The organism is Paraglaciecola sp. 25GB23A (assembly GCF_040012495.1).
Classification (GTDB): domain Bacteria; phylum Pseudomonadota; class Gammaproteobacteria; order Enterobacterales; family Alteromonadaceae; genus Paraglaciecola.
In genome coordinates this window covers 51,769-67,879 of sequence record NZ_JBDYKM010000007.1, presented here as the reverse complement: position 1 = coordinate 67,879, position 16,111 = coordinate 51,769, and the positions used below count along the sequence as shown (strand labels likewise).

Below are 16,111 nucleotides of genomic sequence, written 5' to 3'. Positions count from 1 at the left end.
GTCATGCTGACTATACATCAACTATCCCTTACCTACACCGATGGTAAACAAGCACTGCGCGACATTAATCTGCAATTACCGTCTGGCATGGTGGGTTTACTAGGTCCCAATGGTGCGGGAAAATCAAGCCTGATGCGCACCTTAGCCTGTCTTCAAACACCCGACAAAGGTGCCATTAAATTTGGCAATATTGATGTGCTTAAAGACCCCATGGCCTTGCGTCAGCAATTAGGTTATTTACCACAATATTTTGGTGTATATCCGCACATGAGTTGTTATGCCTTATTGCAGCACATGGCCATATTAAAAGGCATCAACGACAAAGCCCAACTAAAAAAACAAATATCTGCCTTACTTGAGTTAACAAATCTAGCCTCTGTTGCCAATAAATCAGTTGCCACCTTTTCCGGCGGTATGCGTCAACGTTTTGGTATTGCCCAAGCCTTATTGGGCGATCCTAGTTTATTGATCATGGACGAACCTACTGCTGGGCTCGACCCCGCCGAACGTCAGCGCTTACATGCCTTATTGGTCAGTATCAGCCAAGACAAGTTGATTTTACTGTCGACGCATATTGTGGAAGACGTCGAAAATCTCTGCCCCTTTGTGGCACTGATTAACGAAGGCCAAATTGTTGAAAGTGGTGCGGTGCAAAATTTACTCACTCACCTGCAAGGGCGTGTTTGGCAAAGTTCTGTTCGTCCAAGCGAGGTACACCACATATTAAGTGAAAGCTATCGTTTTGGTTTACCCCTCTACCGCATCATGGCACACCAACAACCTTGTGCCGAAGCCGTGTTGGTAGAAGCCAATCTGCAAGACCGTTACTTTTATGAATTATCACAAAAGGGCGACGCTAATGTTACTGATTAATGAAGGGCGCTACCTGGTGCGCCAACCACTTTTTTGGCTGGCTTGGATTATTTTGCCCCTAGTGGCTTATTTGTTTGCGATAGGTATTGGTGGCTTAGACACCTTGGCCGATAAACGCCTGCAAGCCTTACACATGACCTTGTTGATGATGAGTTTACCCTTGCTCATTGGCGCATTAGCGCCATTAATATTTTTGCGCGACCAAGCAAACGACATGGCTGAACTCATATTAGTGACACCGCAGAGCCCAACTCGACGTTTGTTTGTGCGCTGGCTAAGCTTGTTTGTAGTATGTGCAGGGCAGATGTTAATCAGCTTTTTGATTATGTGGTTTATATTAAGCCAGAACTATGGTTTTCAAGGAGTTTTACTGGGTTTAACCCTCTGGGACTTTGCATTGATGGCCTTACCCGCATGTGCTTTCTTTAGCGCATTGGCGTGCTGCTTAGCCCAAGGTTTTGCCTCTAATGTGGTGCTATACGCCTTTTTTTGCACTCTTTGGCTTGCATATTTAGTGCTTGCTAGCATGACAGGCTCTCCGATGTTAGCTGGCAGCTCTATAAGTAATCAGTGGCTATTTGAAAGCATGCGAATGCTCGATCCCTTTGGTAACACCGCACTGTTAGCTTACTATCAAAACGCCGAGCCAAAATTGTATGGTGATGTGATTTTTTATCTTAACCGTTTGTTCTATTGTCTCCTCGCTGCCGGTTTATTTAACATCAGCCTCAAACTAAAACCGAGCTCAGCCTGCCCCGTTCAGCCCCCAAATAAACGAGAACTAGTATCGCAAACGGCTAATCCTTACCAGCCTGTTAACATTGCCCCCAAAGCAGGAAAACAATTACTGCAATTAAGTTATATGTCGTTAACCACTTTAGTTAAACAGCGTTTGAGCCAATTTATTTTGTTCGGCTGGAGCTTACTGATGTTTAATGAAGTGCTGTCTGGTATTAACTACGTAGAGCCAATGTCAGTATTAAAGCCCACTAGTCTCGATGCCCTGAATCGTATTTCCGATGATGTACTGCCACTCATGGGCTGTTTTTTGGTGTTGTTTTGGTCATGGCAACTGTGTTGGCGTAACCGACAGGCGGCAATGGCTGAATTAATCTCAGCTGCGCCGGTGCGTTCAGGCATTTTAATGTTAAGCCACGTTATAGCCTTAAGTGTTTTAATTTTACTCTTAATGTTGCTCACTGTTTTCGCCAGTTTAATGGCCGAAACCTTGGCCGACAGTCAAATCCAGCTGATGCCTTATCTCACTCAACTTAGCATGGTGGCGTTGTCGTTGTTGTTACTCGGTGCAATATTCACTGCCTTGCACACTATTTGTCGCTCGCCCCTAGTGGCAGTGGGCTGGTGTATTGCTGTGTTAGTCATGAAGTATACCCCTCTCAGTGGTGCACTGGGTCTCACCCATACCCTCTGGAATATAGGCGCTTCACCATTGCAACCCGCTGATGCATTTTGGGGATTGGAACAAAGTATATCGCTATATTGGCCCTTCATGACATTTTGGATTTCAGTGACAGTCACTCTATTATGGCTAGCCGCACTTTGGTCTCATCGTACAAATAGTTTTATCAACCATAGGCGCTGGCAGCTAAATTTACCTGCTGCAAGCTTGTTAATACTAACTCTTGCAATAGGCATTAACCTGCATAACAACATAAGTAGCGAAAGACCCTTAATGAGCTCTGATATGCGAGAGCAGTGGCGCGCTGACTACGAACAACAATACGCCAGTTGGGCCGCAGTAGCGCAGCCGGCTGTTAAACATATCGATGCTGAAGTTGCTATCTTTCCACGAAAAGGTGAGGCGAACTTTATCCTCACTTACACTTTAGAAAACCAATCTGCAGACGCTATCGATACCTTGCTTATTGGCCATAACCTAGCCACGCCCCTTGATAAACTTGAACTCTCTCTGCCTCATACTCAACACTATGATGTGCAACTCGGCCAATATATGGTGGACTTAAAGACCGCGATTAAACCGGGTGAACAGCTACGCTTATCTACCCAATTCACCTTCAAACAGCCACGACTTTGGCCGGCGGTAATGCATCAGTTGATTAAACCGACTTTCAGTTATTTACGCGGCATAGCAATGTTACCCACAGTGGGATTTCAGCCTCAATATCAACTGCGCAATGCACAACTTCGTCAAGAATACGGCTTAGCACCTTTCAATTTGGTTAAGCCTTCCCGTTTATTTGCTGAGCCTAAACCTTCACAACCAACCCAAATAAACTATGACTGGGTTGGTATACATTCAATAATATCTACCAATGCAGAGCAAGTACCCTTAGCTCAAGGTGAGCTGCTAAAACAGTGGCAAAAAGACGGCCGTAACTATGCTGAATATAAAACCAAAGGAGCAATTCGCAACGACCCGGTGTGGTTCTCGGTACCCAAACATAAGAGCGAAAGACAGACAACTTCAACCTTATTGAGCGTATATAGCCCAGAAGATTCTGCCGCCACACAAGTCAATTTACAAGCCATGCAAGATACCCTCAACTGGATGACCACCTATATTGCGCCTTATCGGGCCAGCCGCTTAAATTTAATTGCCATGCCCAATATCGGTCCAACAGGTTATGCGCTGCCGCAGATGATGATGATCAATTATAGAGTGGGCTTTCGAGCGCAGCCCTCCGAAGATGCTGGTTTTGACCAACGTTACCGGCGCACTGTGCACGAAACAGCCCACCAATGGTTTGGGCACGACCTTGGCAATGGGGCCTTAGAAGATAGCGCGTTTTTAGTGGAGTCCTTAGCTAAATATGTTGAATTAGTTCTCATTGAACAACATGACGGAAAAGAAGCCATGCAAGCGCTAGTTAATTATGAACGCCAACGATATAAAGTTGCCATCATGCACAGCACAGAGCAAAACCAAGCTTTAGTTGATGGTACAGAAAACCATGACTTATATTCCCGAGCCACCTTAGTATTTGCCATCTTACGTGACAAATTAGGTGATGAAGTGATCACGGCATCTTTAAGGCAGCTATGGCAACAACACGCTTACCCACAAACGCCAGCCACCTCAATGGATTTTGTACGTGCACTTAAAGAGCAAGTTAATGAGCAACATCAAGCATTAGTGGATGAACTGTTGTTAGGCACAGATGTTGAGGGCTTGTTGTAGGAGAGGTCGGTAACCGATGTTATTCAGCTACGAGCTATACATTATTCAGCATCCTAATTAGTCGCACAGAATTATGGCGGTATGCACAACGCATTTTTTTGCTTTTGCTTTTGCTTTTGAAAAGATCGCGGCTAAAGCCGCTCCTACGAAAGAATAAATTTTGCTGTGAGATTAACAAACTTCTTTGTCGTATTAGAAAGTAAAGAAAACAGGTGTACTTTTCTACACCTGTTCGTATTGCAGTGGCTTTGCGTTAAGCTAAAGTATGTTCACCTAATTCACTGGCAGATACTTTTGCCCCTGTTGAGAGTTTCAACATCCCCGTTATACTGGGTTCTTGAGTCCAAATTTCGGCACTTTCTAGTTCAAAACGCATCAGTAGTAGATTTTTGTCAGTTTTACCGTTTTCATACCAAGCTTCCACCCCTGATGACCAAAATTTATCTAGCATAGTCTTATCTTTTTCTTCAATTAACTGACCACGTAGACAAGCAAAAATATCGTGATTTTTGGCCACAAATTGCAGCGTACTGCTGCCACCTTCGGCTACCCTATTGTCCTTGGTGGTAAATATCCAAAGATTATTGGCAATATCTTCATCAACTTGAGCATGCATAGGTTCGCTATGTTCATCGTTTTTACTGAGTCCAACCATCACAGAACCCTGTTCATGCATTATTTTCCACAATCTATTTTTAAGTTCGTTTGACATTAAATACTCCTGTTTGATGCTACAAACATTATCGTCAGGCGCAAAATAGCCCTGACTTATATACCTAGCTTTAGAAGAGCATAGTCCGTTCCACAATAGTTCAAGCAATGTAATTATCAATAAAAACAGTGTGTTATGAAAATAAAAATCCGATTAAAACTGATTAAAATAAACTGCACTGCTAATGCATGAAATATTTACACGCTGATCGAGTAAATTCGAGGGCATTGATGAATGACTTAATTTGAATAGGAAAATAGTGAAAATTTAGCGAAATAACAACATTCAATTGTTTCCAGTAACTAACTTTTGCCGAAACTATTGAGACACCCATCACAAGTATTGTTAACACGACTTCTCATACTTAAGTTCATTACAAATGAGTTCAGCTTAGTAAATCGATAAAGAGCGGCGACGAACCTTGGTTTAATACATGAACTAGTTTTACCCTAAAGCTCCTCAATAGATTTACTTAACTTAATACCGTCAACCACAATAAACCATTGGCCTTCTATTTGATAAGGGGCTTTTGTGACCTTAAATGTAGTGGTGAAAAAGGCGAGACCGACAATAAAGTCATCTCCTACAAACTCTTTTAATGGAGCATTTATGGACGTTGTACCGCCATTTTGTAAGCGCCTATATGAAACAGTGCCATCAGCAAGAATTAACAAATACATTTCTTTGCTTTGCCACTCCCCAACATAAGAGAATTTATGTTCAGGTATCTGTTTGCTGCATGCAAACAATAATAAAGATAACAGGATAAATACGGATAATTTTTTCATATTCCCCCATAGTAAAAATCTAAGCCTTTTAGGGCAGCAACATTTCAATAGTTCTAGTCATTATATTTTGCGAATTTAGCCAAAAATGTTTATAAGAATAATGACGAGAAGCAGGGTAAAAGTCTACTCCGCAAAAAGCACGCAATTTCGCATGTTTATACCGTGTGTGTTGTGACTCATTGAATTTCTTTATATAAGGATTTTAACCATATGAAATTAGTAAAATGTATTTTAGGCACTTTCCTTTTATCTCCCTTGGTTTGTAACGCCGCTCAAACCGATTTTGAAAGGGCACTATCAATTGAATTAACCAAGGCGGCGTTAGAGATAAACGCGCAGAGTCCTCAATTGCTGGATGAAGAGACAAGACTTGATTCAGCAGCAACGTTTAAAAACTATGTGATTTATAACAATACAATGGTGAACTATACCGCTGAGCAACTTGATGTGAAGATGTTTGATCCTCTAATCGAAGAAGCCGTGATCGGACCATTATGTGAAAATAAAGGCCTAGCTAGCTTTGTCGAGTTAGGTGTCGTTATGGTTTATCGCTATCACGGTAAGAATGGACAATTTATTACTGAACTAGCAAAAGATATGTCGAGTTGTAAAAACACAACTGCGGAATAATTAGCTTAATCGTTTTATTGAAGATGCGGGTTATCTGCTTGGCAATGGCAATTATCGAGTTAAACAATGACTTGGTTTAATCTAGCATGGTAACCATCACCTTCGCTTTTTCGTCGGCTTAATCCCAAGGGCTTTGTTTCTGGCTTGTTGTTTTTGTTTACCTTTGCTACTCCTTTTAGCTGCTTGGTTTTGTTTCGACAGATCGGGTTCGTAACCCGGTAGCCATTGTTGCAACAATACGCTGTCGAGCACTTTTTCAACCGCTTCTAACAGCCCTTCTTCATTCGGACTCATCAATGAGATTGCTAAGCCAGCATTTCCAGCGCGGCCTGTTCGGCCAATACGATGAATATAATCTTCGGCAACATAGGGTAACTCGTAATTGATTACGTATTTCAAATCAATGATATCAATGCCCCTAGCGGCTACATCAGTTGCCACTAGTGCTCTGATTTTACCTTGTTTAAATTCTGCCAATGCTCTCTCTCTGGCTCCTTGTGATTTATCGCCATGAATCGAGTCGGTTTGAATACCGTCCTTACACATTTCTTTGGCTAGGGCATCGGCTGTTTGCTTAGTTCTGGTAAAGATTAATACTTGCTGCCAGTTTTTTGAGCCTATCAAAAAAGACGTGAGTTCTCGTTTGCGATCTCTATCAACCGTGTATACCAGTTGTTCAACTTGCGCAGCTGCAGCATTACGTTCACTGACTTCGATTAGCAAAGGCTCATTCAGCAAGCTCTTACTCAATTTAAAAATTGCGTCATCAAATGTAGCTGAAAATAATAAGGTCTGTCGTTTGTTTGGTAAGCGAACTAAAATACGGTTAATTTCATCCTTAAATCCCATGTCTAACATGCGATCGGCTTCATCAAACACAATGGTCTGCAGTTGGCTTAAATCGACACTTCCTTTAGCGATATGATCTAACAATCGCCCGGGTGTTGCGACCAAAATATCTACACCTTTCTCAATGGTTGATATTTGCGGATTAATACTCACGCCGCCGTATGCAACCGCGACGTTCAGTTCAGTATTTTCGGCGTACCTGACAAAACTTTTATACACCTGCTGCGCCAGTTCTCGAGTGGGCGTTAGCACCAATGCACGGATAGGGCGTGAAGCTTCAGTATATTTAATTAACTGTTGTAGGATGGGTAAGGCAAATGCCGCCGTTTTTCCGGTACCTGTTTGGGCACCAGCCATAATATCTCTACCCTCAAGAATGGCAGGAATTGCTTGTTGTTGTATTGGTGTCGGACTTTCGTACCCTAATGCCTTAACGGCATCACTGAGGACTTTATCTAAGGCTAACGCGGAAAAACTCATATATGACTTTCACTTTTTAATTATTTATACCCTATTGAGACACCCATCGTAAATCTAAAACCTAAAAATATTTCACCACAGAGCGCTGCGCTGCACAGAGGCTACGCACACCGAGAACAGCAATATCATTTCAAGTTAAGAAAAAAACTTCGAAGCTAATATGGCTGTCCTGATAGCAAACCTATTGAGACACCCATCGTAAATCTAAAACCTAAAAATATTTCACTACAGAGCGCTGCGCTGCACAGAGGCTAGGCATACCGAGAACAGCAATATCATTTCAAGTTAATAAAAAACTTCGAAGCTAACATGGCTGTCCTGATAGGGCCGTCTGCTGTAAAGCTAGATCAATAATATCGACTGGCTATTTTTGGCAGTGCCATGAGTAGCAAGCCAATGAGCACTAACATGGCTGGAGTCTTTATGAAATAGGGGAACACGATAAGGGCAACACCTGTGTAACGAATGACCAAATTTTGTCGTTTTTTACCGTAGACGAAATAAACAAAACCAATTGAGCTAAACAGCAGTCCCCACAAAATTAGTGCCATATTCATAGAGAGTCTAACTCCGGTAGTTTACTTTTTTTGCGTCATGCGCTCTTTTAAATCGGCAAAGGGATTATAGGTGCTGGTTTTAATTTCAGTCTCTTCAGTGCTGCCATACCGTACTAAGTTTTCAAACTTGCTGTGCTCTTCATCGTGACAATACAAACACAATAATTCCCAATTGCTACCATCAGTAGGATTATTGCTATGATTATGGTCGACGTGATGAACGGTTAATTCTGAGAGATTTCTGCGGGTAAATTCGCGCCGACATCTTCCACAAATCCAAGGGTATATTTTAAGCGCTTGCTCACGATAACCTGATGCGCGTTTGGCTATGTAGTCTTGCTGCTGGGCAAATACTTGGTCGTAACTACCTGAGCCAGTTTTTGAATTAGACATGGTTTTCTTACCTAAACGATTAGAACAGCATAGTACCAGCCTTGAAAGGCATAGAGTGAGTTTTTATCGCTATTCTGAATAGATTAAAGCCCTGAAACGCATGACTTGTAGCTTTTAATTACATCAGACAAATAAGGATATAATGATAACCAAGGCAACTATAACTAAAAAACCAACAAACATAATTCGCCCTTCATGCTCTTCAGTTTGCCTATCTCTTGGATAGCGACCAAGGGTAAAAAGCAATAAAAACAATCGGCCTGTCCAATAAAGTAAAAATTCACAGATACCCTCGATTAATACCGTGCGTATGAATCTCAGTATTGCCCTCAGTACTCCCTCACCTAGTTCTTCCATAAACTTGACCTTGGTTAACAGCCATAATATGTAGCTAAAAAATTTCCGCGACAGGCGCCAATACCGCTGTAATATTGGCGCCATCCTATTTAACCAGAGCTTGGATTATTTAAGACTTAAACGGCATCTCGCCTAAATAATCCTTTTTACCAACATCAACACCGACATGGCGCAAAATAGCGTAAGCCGTGGTTATATGAAAATACACATTGGGAATAGCCCACTCAAGCGCAAACTCATGCCCAGTTAAGTATTTACCTTCCCAGCGTGGTTGAGAAATAGAACGGCTTGCTGTTTCTGCAAAGTCTGCTGGTGAAAATGTAGCCAAATAGGCTAACACTGACTGAATACGGCTTTGTAGTTCCGCTACAGTTGTTTCATTATCTTCATGTTTTGGTGCTTCTTTACCTGTTAAGCGGGCGACACCCAATTTGGCAATATCACAGGCAATTTGAACCTGACGCGTTAGGTTAAATTGGTCAACCGACAAGCGACTGTTCAGCAATACCGACATCTCGACTTTCTTCATGGCAGCAAAACTTTCAGTTTTTTCGAGAATAGCACTGAGGTTTTTGAGCATTTTACTAAATTGAACAACGGTAAGATCGTAGTACATAGAACGTTCCTGTAATGAGAATTGCTAATTTGCCTAGTCAACATGATGCCAAACTCATCAGGTTTCAATAGTCAAAGTGCCTCATCACTTAAATATAAACGATGCCTAGTTAATTTTTTGCTAAATAGCCTTGTTTAAAAAAATGTTAAGAATGACTTAAGCCAGCAATATTACTCTTAGCACAGAAGTCTTGATAATAAGGTTTAATTTTGCGTCACTTAACTTGGTACACTCCTGCACTTTACGGTTTTTTAGCTATCATCGTTTTGCAATATAGTGGCGCTGACACGTGGCTGGCCAGTCAAATATATAATCTTAATCAAGGTTGGAATTGGCGCGATAGTTGGTTGTTAGAAAAAGTATTACACAAAAGTGGCCGTACCCTTGTGGGTGTATGGTTAGTCGGTTTGTTGATATTCATCGTTATAAGCTTTAACTCTAATTGGTTTGGTAAAACCCAACGCATTGCCCTGCTTTACGCCTTTAGTGCCAGTTTAATGTCTATCCTATTAATTTCAGGTCTAAAGCAAATCACCATGTTACCTTGCCCATGGGACGTAAAAGGATTTGGCGGAACTCAAGCCTATTTATATTTACATCAGTTATTTTCTAGCCGCGAAGCAGGCCCGCAATGTTTTCCTGCAGGGCATGCTTCTGGCGGTTACGCTTTGTTTAGCATGTATTTTTGTTTAAAAATTTGGTTTGCCGATAAAGCTAAAACACCCAGTTTTTATTGGTTGATACCCGCTTTGTTAGTGGGCGGTTTATTTGGAATCGCTCAACAATTACGCGGTGCACACTTCTTATCACATGACTTAACAACCGCCTTGTTATGTTGGTACAGTTGTTTGGGTTTATGGCTTGGTTTTAACCGTTTGTTTAGCCTAGTTGAAACCGGTTCAAAACATATACAGCCGTCAAAATTATCATCATTCAAGACCTTAAACTGGTTAGGAAGATAAGTATGAAAAGTAGGCTAATTGTCGCTTTATTTTGCCTAACTAGCTATGGCTTGCAGGCAGAAGAAATTAAAACTTGCCCAACACCCCAAGACCAAGAGAGTGAAGACGATAGTGCTCCAACCAAAGTTAAAGTTGAAAAACTAAACATCATTACTCACCCCATATTTGATGAAAACGATCCTGAAACTATTGCCTTACATCGCTTTGCAAATTGGTTACATATCAATACTAAAGACGATGTCATCGCTGAACGTTTGCCATTTTTAGTTGGTGATAGTGTTGGCTACAATGATCTTGCTGAAGCCGAACGTATCATTCGCCAACAAAGCTACGTGCGGGATGCCAAAGTACGGTATGTGGCCAATTGCGATATTGATGAACCACCAGCGATTGAGGTACAAACTTGGGACAATTGGTCGATGATCCCCACCGTAAGTTTTGGGCGTAAAGGCGGGCAGAATAAATTTTCAATTGGGCTTAAAGAAGATAATTTACTGGGCCTTGGTATACAAACCCGCTTCAAGTACAACATGGACGAACAACGCACGGGTTATCAATTAACACTCAAGTCAGCCACGCCCTTTTTAATGCCTTATTCCAGTTTAATGTTTGATTACTTAGACAATGATGATGGCAACTTGTTGCATCTAGAATTCGATCGGCCTTTTTATCATGCGCGCACCGAAAGAATGTATTTTGCCAGCTATCTGCGCGATGATGAAGAAGTTGATATCTATCAAAATGGCAGTATACGAAATACCTTTGCCAGCCAAAGCCACCGCTATGAAATAGCCACAGGCTGGCAAATTAATTCCGATGTACTTCGCAGCCAACGGTTCAAAGTGGGCCTAGTGGATGAAGAGTTTTTGTTTTCACCGGTTTTTGATAAGCCAAGTTCCCTCGACATTCTGCCCCTTGACAGACAGTTCCAATATGTATGGCTTGGCTTTGAATCATTGCAGCGTGATTATCGTGTGATGTCAGATATTTATTTAATTGAACAGCCAGAAGATATTAATTTGGGCTGGCACTACGAAGCGAAATTTGGAGTCGATTTTGCCCAGAATCCGGGGCAATCTGGTTTAGCCTATCATGTAGATGCGAATATAAATAAAGGCTGGCAAGTCGATAATGGTTTACTGCTCTTTACAGCCAACGCAGAAAGTGTGTTTAATCAGGTTAATGGCGATCACTTTCGTCTCTCTGCCAGTACAGAATATTTCAAACGTTACAATGAATTCTTAGGTCTGTATTCACGCATTTCAGCCCAAAGCGAACAGAACCCTTATTTAGATTTACCCGTATCAATTGGTGATGAAACAGGCGTTCGCGGCTACCCGCTGCAATACCAACATGGTGACCATAGTGTATCAGGCACACTCGAAGCGCGGTTTTACACCGGTTACAACGTGTATAAGTTACTCAACGTAGGCTTTGCCGGCTTTTTTGATATAGGACGTGCTTGGGGTGGAGACGATGGTCAATTAAATGAAAGTGATCAAGTGTTGAGCAGTATTGGAGTCGGAGCAAGATTATATTCAAGTCGCTCTAGCCATAAAAATGTAATACATTTAGATGTCGTTAAACCGCTAAGCTCTTCAGAAAATATCAATACATTGGAATGGCGCTTACAAGTTAAGCAAAGTTTCTAGTGGCACGTAACGAGATAACAAAAGCGATTTTTAAATGACAGCAGCAGTAAACAAACCTAATGGCAGTGGCTTGAGTCGAATTATCAAAGCTACGCGTTGCTCTTATTTTGGCTTTATGGCCGCCTGGAAGTGCGAGTCAGCATTTAGACAAGAACTGCTAATGGTTGCAGTGATGCTGCCCCTAACATTTGTATTATGTGACTCGCGTAATCACTGGCTGTTGTTGTTTGCAAGTTTGATGCTAGTACTCTTTGCCGAGTTAATTAACTCAGCCATCGAAGCGCTAGCCGATGCAATTACACTCGAACACCATATTTTAATAGGTCGCGCCAAAGACATTGGTTCCTCAGTGGTATTTATTGCATTAACCCTACTCACCGTCGTGTGGGCAGAAGCAATCTGGCGTTTTTTCAGTGCATAAAACCCAGCTGGTGAAGACGAGATGTGAGGGGCAAACAAATAGATACAACACACTCGCCAAAGCATTTAAATCATAGATAAACCAAAGCCCCGCAGAAGGTAGCTACAACAGCAGATGTCTATTGTAGGGCGGTAACCGTTGTAATTTAGCCGCGAACAAAAAGCCAAAGCATTTAAGCCATAGCGGACCACAGAGCAACATTAGGTGCACAGAATAAAAACCAAAATAGACATTGCTTTAGATGATAAGTATTGAGTAAGTAAAATTAGTATCAGACTCGCTTTTTCTTAAAATCAAATAGTTTACTTTTCTCCGTGCGCGCACCCTCTGTGGTGAAATATCTTTTGGACTTTATATTTACCATGGGTGTCTCAATAGTGTGCTGTTAACACCATATGATTTTGCTGTTCTCCTTGCGCGCAGCCTCTGTGTAGCGCAGCGCTCTGTGGTGAATTTTTTTGGCTTTAGATTTACCATGGGTGTCTCAATAGTGTGCTCGGCCCCTATCAGGACAGCCATGTTAGCTTCTTTCTTAGCATCAAATGATTTTTTTCTCGGTGCGCGCAGCCTCTGTGCAGCACAGCGCTCTATGGTGAAATATCTTTTGGACTTTATATTTACCATGGGTGTCTCAATAGTTTGCTCGGCCCCTATCAGGACAGCCATGTTAGCTTCTTTCTTAGCATCAAATGATTTTTTTCTCGGTGCGCGCAGCCTCTGTGCAGCACAGCGCTCTGTGGTGAAATATCTTTTGGACTTTATATTTACCATGGGTGTCTCAATAGTGTGCTGTTAACACCATATGATTTTGCTGTTCTCCTTGCGCGCAGCCTCTGTGTAGCGCAGCGCTCTGTGGTGAATTTTTTTGGCTTTAGATTTACCATGGGTGTCTCAATAGTGTGCTCGGCCCCTATCAGGACAGCCATGTTAGCTTCTTTCTTAGCATCAAATGATATTGCTGTTCTCGGTGCGCGCAGCCTCTGTGCAGCGCAGCGCTCTGTGGTGAAATTTTTTTAGGCTTTAGATTTACGATGGGTGTCTCAATAGCAGGGCCCTATCAGGACAGCCATGTTAGCTTCGAAGTTTTTTTCTTAACTTCAAATGATATTGCTGTTCTCGGTGTGCGCAGCCTCTGTGCAGCAAAGCGCTCTGTGGTGAAATATCTTTTAAGGCTTTTAGAATTACCGTTGACTAACAGTTCGAAACGCGTATTTACAACTTAATACTATAATACCCCTGTCCATCTTTGTTGCCAAAAAACTGTGCGGCTTGATGGACTTCTTCAGGAAGGTCTGACTCGGGTTTAAAACGCCCTGTGATAGCGTATTTGAGATTAGCTTGAATTACCGCTTCTGCACTTAAGCCAAAACGATTGGGCTCTTTAACCGTTACGACCACATTATTATCTGTACATGTCATATCGGCATTAAATACACCTAGGTCAATCATGCCATTTAAACCCGCTACTTTAGCGTTTAACCATTGGCCAGAGCCCACTAAGGTTTGGCAGGCATCGGTATATTCTAATTCGTCAAATTGGATTTTAAAGCGCCCTTCAGCTTTAACAGGAAAGGGAAGAGGTAATAAGGACACCATAAGGTTAGTGGGTAAGTAAGCTTGCACCTGATCTAATTGAATTTGTCCCTCGCTTAAGTTCAGACCACCAGAGAAAGACACTTCGTCACTGTTGCGCATATTACCCGCTTGCACGTCTGCACTAATATGTCCCAGTACTAGAGGTAGCACAGCCAGCGACCAACTCACATTTTGCAGGGGCAAACCATGGACTGAGGCAGCAATGGCCCGGCCTTGCCAAATGGTGCCGCTCACGCCTTGGAGATCGACATCAGGTGGCAAACTCAAGCGGCTTAACACTTGTGACGCAGGTAATTTGATAAGCAAAAAAAGGAAATAAAACACCAATCCAAACGCAACCCAAGCTAACTGTTTTTTCATGCTTTACCTAATTTCAAACGACGAATTTTAATCTGGCCAGGAGCGGATGTTTCGGCCACATCTACATCCAGAATAACCACGCCTTTGGTTTCCATACTTTGCAACCAACTCAATACATCATTGAAAGGAACTTGGTCAACCCACACTTGTAATTCGTCACCTTGCGGCTGCATGCGCGAGATAGTAATGTTCAGGCGACTAGCACTTTGATTCACTTCTTGCGCTAACGAGCCAGTAAAACGGGCATTTTGACCGACACTGCCTTGTAATTGCTTGGCACGGTTAGCATTTTTTTGTACCCACAATAATAACTCTTGCTGACTACTTAGTGCAGTTTGTCCGCGTTCTACCGATTGACTTAATGGCGACCAAAGTCCCCAATAAAATACCGCGATGACCAATAGCACCGCTGAAAGTAAAACCAAACGCTGTTCGCGATCACTCAGTTGTACATAATAGGCTTTTAGCTTGTTCATCTTAACTCCTTACCGCCAACGAACCGATAACTTGATTATCTTTGTTATTGATGGCGCCTTGTTCAACCACAAAACCTTGGGCTTGAGCTAAGCGTTTAAATTGTTCTAAGGACTCAAAGTCATTGGCAACCACTTGCATGCGTAATTCGCCACGAGTAGCATCAAAACGCAAAGATTGAGGTTTTATATTTGAATCGGAAAACGCAGCGGATAACTGGTTCAACATCACTAACATTGACGCACCGCCACCACCTTGCTCCAAGACTTTCATTTTACTTTCCATGGTAGCGCGTACATCACGATAAGCACCTGCAGTAGGAAAGGCTCGGCGATATTCGCTGTCAATTTGGCTTTTAAGCTCTGCTAATTGAGTTTGAATATGTTGCTGCTCTACCACCTTATCCACCACACTGGTGAACAAGGCAATCGTGGCCAACACCGCAGCAATACGCCATTGTTTCAAACCAGCGCTTTTGGAGGTTTTAATTTTAAACTCGCCTTGCAGCAAGTTAAACTTAGTCGCAGCAACGCCGCTGGCCAGCACTTTCATCGGCAGTTCTAATGGCATGCTGCGTGAGTCAATTTCACTCGCTTGGTCGAACTGGCTATCAGAATAGTTATCCACACTTAATGCTTGCTCGTGAGTGTTTTTATATTGCCGTGCATGCAAACCCAGTGCTGGCATTAACCATTCTTTTTCACCTTGTAGACCTGCCCATTCGTCTTGTCTAACTAATAATTGTTGGCCTAACTCCAATACTGCCCAGCCATCTTGCGCTTGTGGGATGGCCAATACATCAGGTACTAATTGATCGCAAACCAAACCCGCTTGCTTAATCATTTCCAGCCACAGCTTTAGTTTGTCTTTATTAACAATAGCCACCGCTTGCAAATTAGCTTTTTGCGGGCCTAAGGCAAAAAATTGTTGGTTAATGTCGCCACTGATTTCATCTTCCAGCATGTAAGGGATGGCTGACAAGGCTTTACGGCCTGCTTTGGGCGGTAACTCAACCCACTTTAACAATACGTCACTGGTGGGCACCAAGGCAGTAATGGGCCGACGTCCGGCACGCTCACTTAAACTTTGCAACTCGGCTGCGTTGTCTAATATGCCAGAGGCAATAATTTCATTCTGCTGACTCGACCAGACTATCCAATGCACAGATTCGTGGGCATAAGCACCAAGACGAACGACTAATTGTTCCATACTAATTTTCACCTTTGTGGGA

The 16,111-nt window shown here is 42.4% G+C and carries 17 protein-coding genes; 6 read left to right on the top strand and 11 right to left on the bottom strand.

The annotated features are described in order from the left end of the window. The first annotated feature begins 3 nt into the window (after positions 1–3). Positions 4–873 (top strand): ABC transporter ATP-binding protein, encoded by an 870-nt coding sequence (locus ABKW31_RS12425; RefSeq protein ID WP_348616728.1) that lies wholly within the window; start codon positions 4–6, stop codon positions 871–873. Continuing rightward, a complete protein-coding gene (locus ABKW31_RS12420; RefSeq protein WP_348616727.1) occupies positions 860–4,033 on the top strand; it encodes a M1 family aminopeptidase in 3,174 nt (1,057 codons plus the stop codon). The genes ABKW31_RS12425 and ABKW31_RS12420 overlap by 14 nt, the downstream gene beginning before the upstream one ends. Positions 4,034–4,286: 253 nt before the next feature. On the opposite strand, the gene ABKW31_RS12415 is transcribed toward ABKW31_RS12420, so the two are convergent. Beyond that, positions 4,287–4,745 (bottom strand): pyridoxamine 5'-phosphate oxidase family protein, encoded by a 459-nt coding sequence (locus ABKW31_RS12415; RefSeq protein ID WP_348616725.1) that lies wholly within the window; start codon positions 4,743–4,745, stop codon positions 4,287–4,289. A 449-nt stretch (positions 4,746–5,194) separates the two neighbouring features. Beyond that, complete coding sequence (locus ABKW31_RS12410) at positions 5,195–5,533, bottom strand: hypothetical protein (protein ID WP_348616724.1); 339 nt, start codon at positions 5,531–5,533, stop codon at positions 5,195–5,197. Positions 5,534–5,743: 210 nt separating this feature from the next. Between ABKW31_RS12410 and ABKW31_RS12405 the strand changes: the two genes are divergently transcribed. After that, a complete protein-coding gene (locus ABKW31_RS12405; RefSeq protein WP_348616722.1) occupies positions 5,744–6,163 on the top strand; it encodes a hypothetical protein in 420 nt (139 codons plus the stop codon). 96 nt (positions 6,164–6,259) lie between these two features. Here ABKW31_RS12405 and ABKW31_RS12400 read toward each other — a convergent pair whose 3' ends face one another. From ABKW31_RS12400 to ABKW31_RS12380, 5 genes are all read right to left on the bottom strand, one after another. After that, positions 6,260–7,492 carry a DEAD/DEAH box helicase gene (locus ABKW31_RS12400; RefSeq protein WP_348616720.1) on the bottom strand — a complete coding sequence of 411 codons (1,233 nt, stop codon included), beginning with the start codon at positions 7,490–7,492 and terminating at the stop codon, positions 6,260–6,262. Between the two features lie 347 nt (positions 7,493–7,839). Further along, a complete protein-coding gene (locus tag ABKW31_RS12395; protein ID WP_348616718.1) occupies positions 7,840–8,049 on the bottom strand; it encodes a hypothetical protein in 210 nt (69 codons plus the stop codon). 21 nt (positions 8,050–8,070) lie between these two features. Further along, positions 8,071–8,442, bottom strand: a complete 372-nt coding sequence (locus ABKW31_RS12390) for a YajD family HNH nuclease (protein WP_348616716.1) — start codon at positions 8,440–8,442, stop codon at positions 8,071–8,073. A gap of 123 nt (positions 8,443–8,565) precedes the next feature. Further along, positions 8,566–8,799 (bottom strand): hypothetical protein, encoded by a 234-nt coding sequence (locus ABKW31_RS12385; RefSeq protein ID WP_348616715.1) that lies wholly within the window; start codon positions 8,797–8,799, stop codon positions 8,566–8,568. A 109-nt stretch (positions 8,800–8,908) separates the two neighbouring features. Then, positions 8,909–9,415 carry a DUF1993 domain-containing protein gene (locus tag ABKW31_RS12380; protein WP_348616713.1) on the bottom strand — a complete coding sequence of 169 codons (507 nt, stop codon included), beginning with the start codon at positions 9,413–9,415 and terminating at the stop codon, positions 8,909–8,911. Between the two features lie 209 nt (positions 9,416–9,624). On the opposite strand from ABKW31_RS12380, the gene ABKW31_RS12375 reads away from it, so the two are divergent. The 3 genes from ABKW31_RS12375 to ABKW31_RS12365 are packed head-to-tail and all read left to right on the top strand — an operon-like array spanning position 9,625 to position 12,450. Next, positions 9,625–10,377, top strand: coding sequence for a phosphatase PAP2 family protein (locus ABKW31_RS12375; RefSeq protein ID WP_348616711.1), 753 nt, complete (start codon positions 9,625–9,627; stop codon positions 10,375–10,377). 2 nt (positions 10,378–10,379) lie between these two features. Next, positions 10,380–12,029 (top strand): outer membrane protein assembly factor, encoded by a 1,650-nt coding sequence (locus ABKW31_RS12370; RefSeq protein WP_348616709.1) that lies wholly within the window; start codon positions 10,380–10,382, stop codon positions 12,027–12,029. Between the two features lie 34 nt (positions 12,030–12,063). Beyond that, complete coding sequence (locus tag ABKW31_RS12365) at positions 12,064–12,450, top strand: diacylglycerol kinase (protein WP_348616707.1); 387 nt, start codon at positions 12,064–12,066, stop codon at positions 12,448–12,450. Positions 12,451–12,807: 357 nt separating this feature from the next. Here the strand turns inward: ABKW31_RS12365 and ABKW31_RS12360 are convergent, their stop codons facing one another. The 4 genes from ABKW31_RS12360 to gspL form a co-directional block, all read right to left on the bottom strand. Continuing rightward, complete coding sequence (locus ABKW31_RS12360; RefSeq protein ID WP_348616706.1) at positions 12,808–13,221, bottom strand: hypothetical protein; 414 nt, start codon at positions 13,219–13,221, stop codon at positions 12,808–12,810. Positions 13,222–13,662: 441 nt separating this feature from the next. Next, positions 13,663–14,406: a type II secretion system protein N gene (locus tag ABKW31_RS12355; protein ID WP_348616704.1), complete on the bottom strand. Its 744-nt coding sequence runs from the start codon at positions 14,404–14,406 to the stop codon at positions 13,663–13,665. Further along, on the bottom strand, positions 14,403–14,882 hold the full coding sequence (locus tag ABKW31_RS12350) for a type II secretion system protein M (RefSeq protein WP_348616703.1): 480 nt from the start codon (positions 14,880–14,882) through the stop codon (positions 14,403–14,405). Before ABKW31_RS12350 ends, ABKW31_RS12355 begins: the two co-directional genes overlap by 4 nt. Position 14,883: 1 nt before the next feature. After that, a complete protein-coding gene (gene gspL / locus ABKW31_RS12345) occupies positions 14,884–16,089 on the bottom strand; it encodes a type II secretion system protein GspL (RefSeq protein ID WP_348616701.1) in 1,206 nt (401 codons plus the stop codon). Positions 16,090–16,111: the final 22 nt, after the last annotated feature.

Excerpts from the sequence above, each read along its gene's own strand:
- ABKW31_RS12425 (WP_348616728.1), top strand. The coding sequence starts at position 4 with ATGCTGACTATACATCAACTATCCCTTACCTACACCGATGGTAAACAA.
- ABKW31_RS12420 (WP_348616727.1), top strand. The coding sequence starts at position 860 with ATGTTACTGATTAATGAAGGGCGCTACCTGGTGCGCCAACCACTTTTT.
- ABKW31_RS12415 (WP_348616725.1), bottom strand. The coding sequence starts at position 4,745 with ATGTCAAACGAACTTAAAAATAGATTGTGGAAAATAATGCATGAACAG.
- ABKW31_RS12410 (WP_348616724.1), bottom strand. The coding sequence starts at position 5,533 with ATGAAAAAATTATCCGTATTTATCCTGTTATCTTTATTATTGTTTGCA.
- ABKW31_RS12405 (WP_348616722.1), top strand. The coding sequence starts at position 5,744 with ATGAAATTAGTAAAATGTATTTTAGGCACTTTCCTTTTATCTCCCTTG.
- ABKW31_RS12400 (WP_348616720.1), bottom strand. The coding sequence starts at position 7,492 with ATGAGTTTTTCCGCGTTAGCCTTAGATAAAGTCCTCAGTGATGCCGTT.
- ABKW31_RS12395 (WP_348616718.1), bottom strand. The coding sequence starts at position 8,049 with ATGAATATGGCACTAATTTTGTGGGGACTGCTGTTTAGCTCAATTGGT.
- ABKW31_RS12390 (WP_348616716.1), bottom strand. The coding sequence starts at position 8,442 with ATGTCTAATTCAAAAACTGGCTCAGGTAGTTACGACCAAGTATTTGCC.
- ABKW31_RS12385 (WP_348616715.1), bottom strand. The coding sequence starts at position 8,799 with ATGGAAGAACTAGGTGAGGGAGTACTGAGGGCAATACTGAGATTCATA.
- ABKW31_RS12380 (WP_348616713.1), bottom strand. The coding sequence starts at position 9,415 with ATGTACTACGATCTTACCGTTGTTCAATTTAGTAAAATGCTCAAAAAC.
- ABKW31_RS12370 (WP_348616709.1), top strand. The coding sequence starts at position 10,380 with ATGAAAAGTAGGCTAATTGTCGCTTTATTTTGCCTAACTAGCTATGGC.
- ABKW31_RS12365 (WP_348616707.1), top strand. The coding sequence starts at position 12,064 with ATGACAGCAGCAGTAAACAAACCTAATGGCAGTGGCTTGAGTCGAATT.
- ABKW31_RS12360 (WP_348616706.1), bottom strand. The coding sequence starts at position 13,221 with ATGGTAAATATAAAGTCCAAAAGATATTTCACCACAGAGCGCTGTGCT.
- ABKW31_RS12355 (WP_348616704.1), bottom strand. The coding sequence starts at position 14,406 with ATGAAAAAACAGTTAGCTTGGGTTGCGTTTGGATTGGTGTTTTATTTC.
- ABKW31_RS12350 (WP_348616703.1), bottom strand. The coding sequence starts at position 14,882 with ATGAACAAGCTAAAAGCCTATTATGTACAACTGAGTGATCGCGAACAG.
- gspL (WP_348616701.1), bottom strand. The coding sequence starts at position 16,089 with ATGGAACAATTAGTCGTTCGTCTTGGTGCTTATGCCCACGAATCTGTG.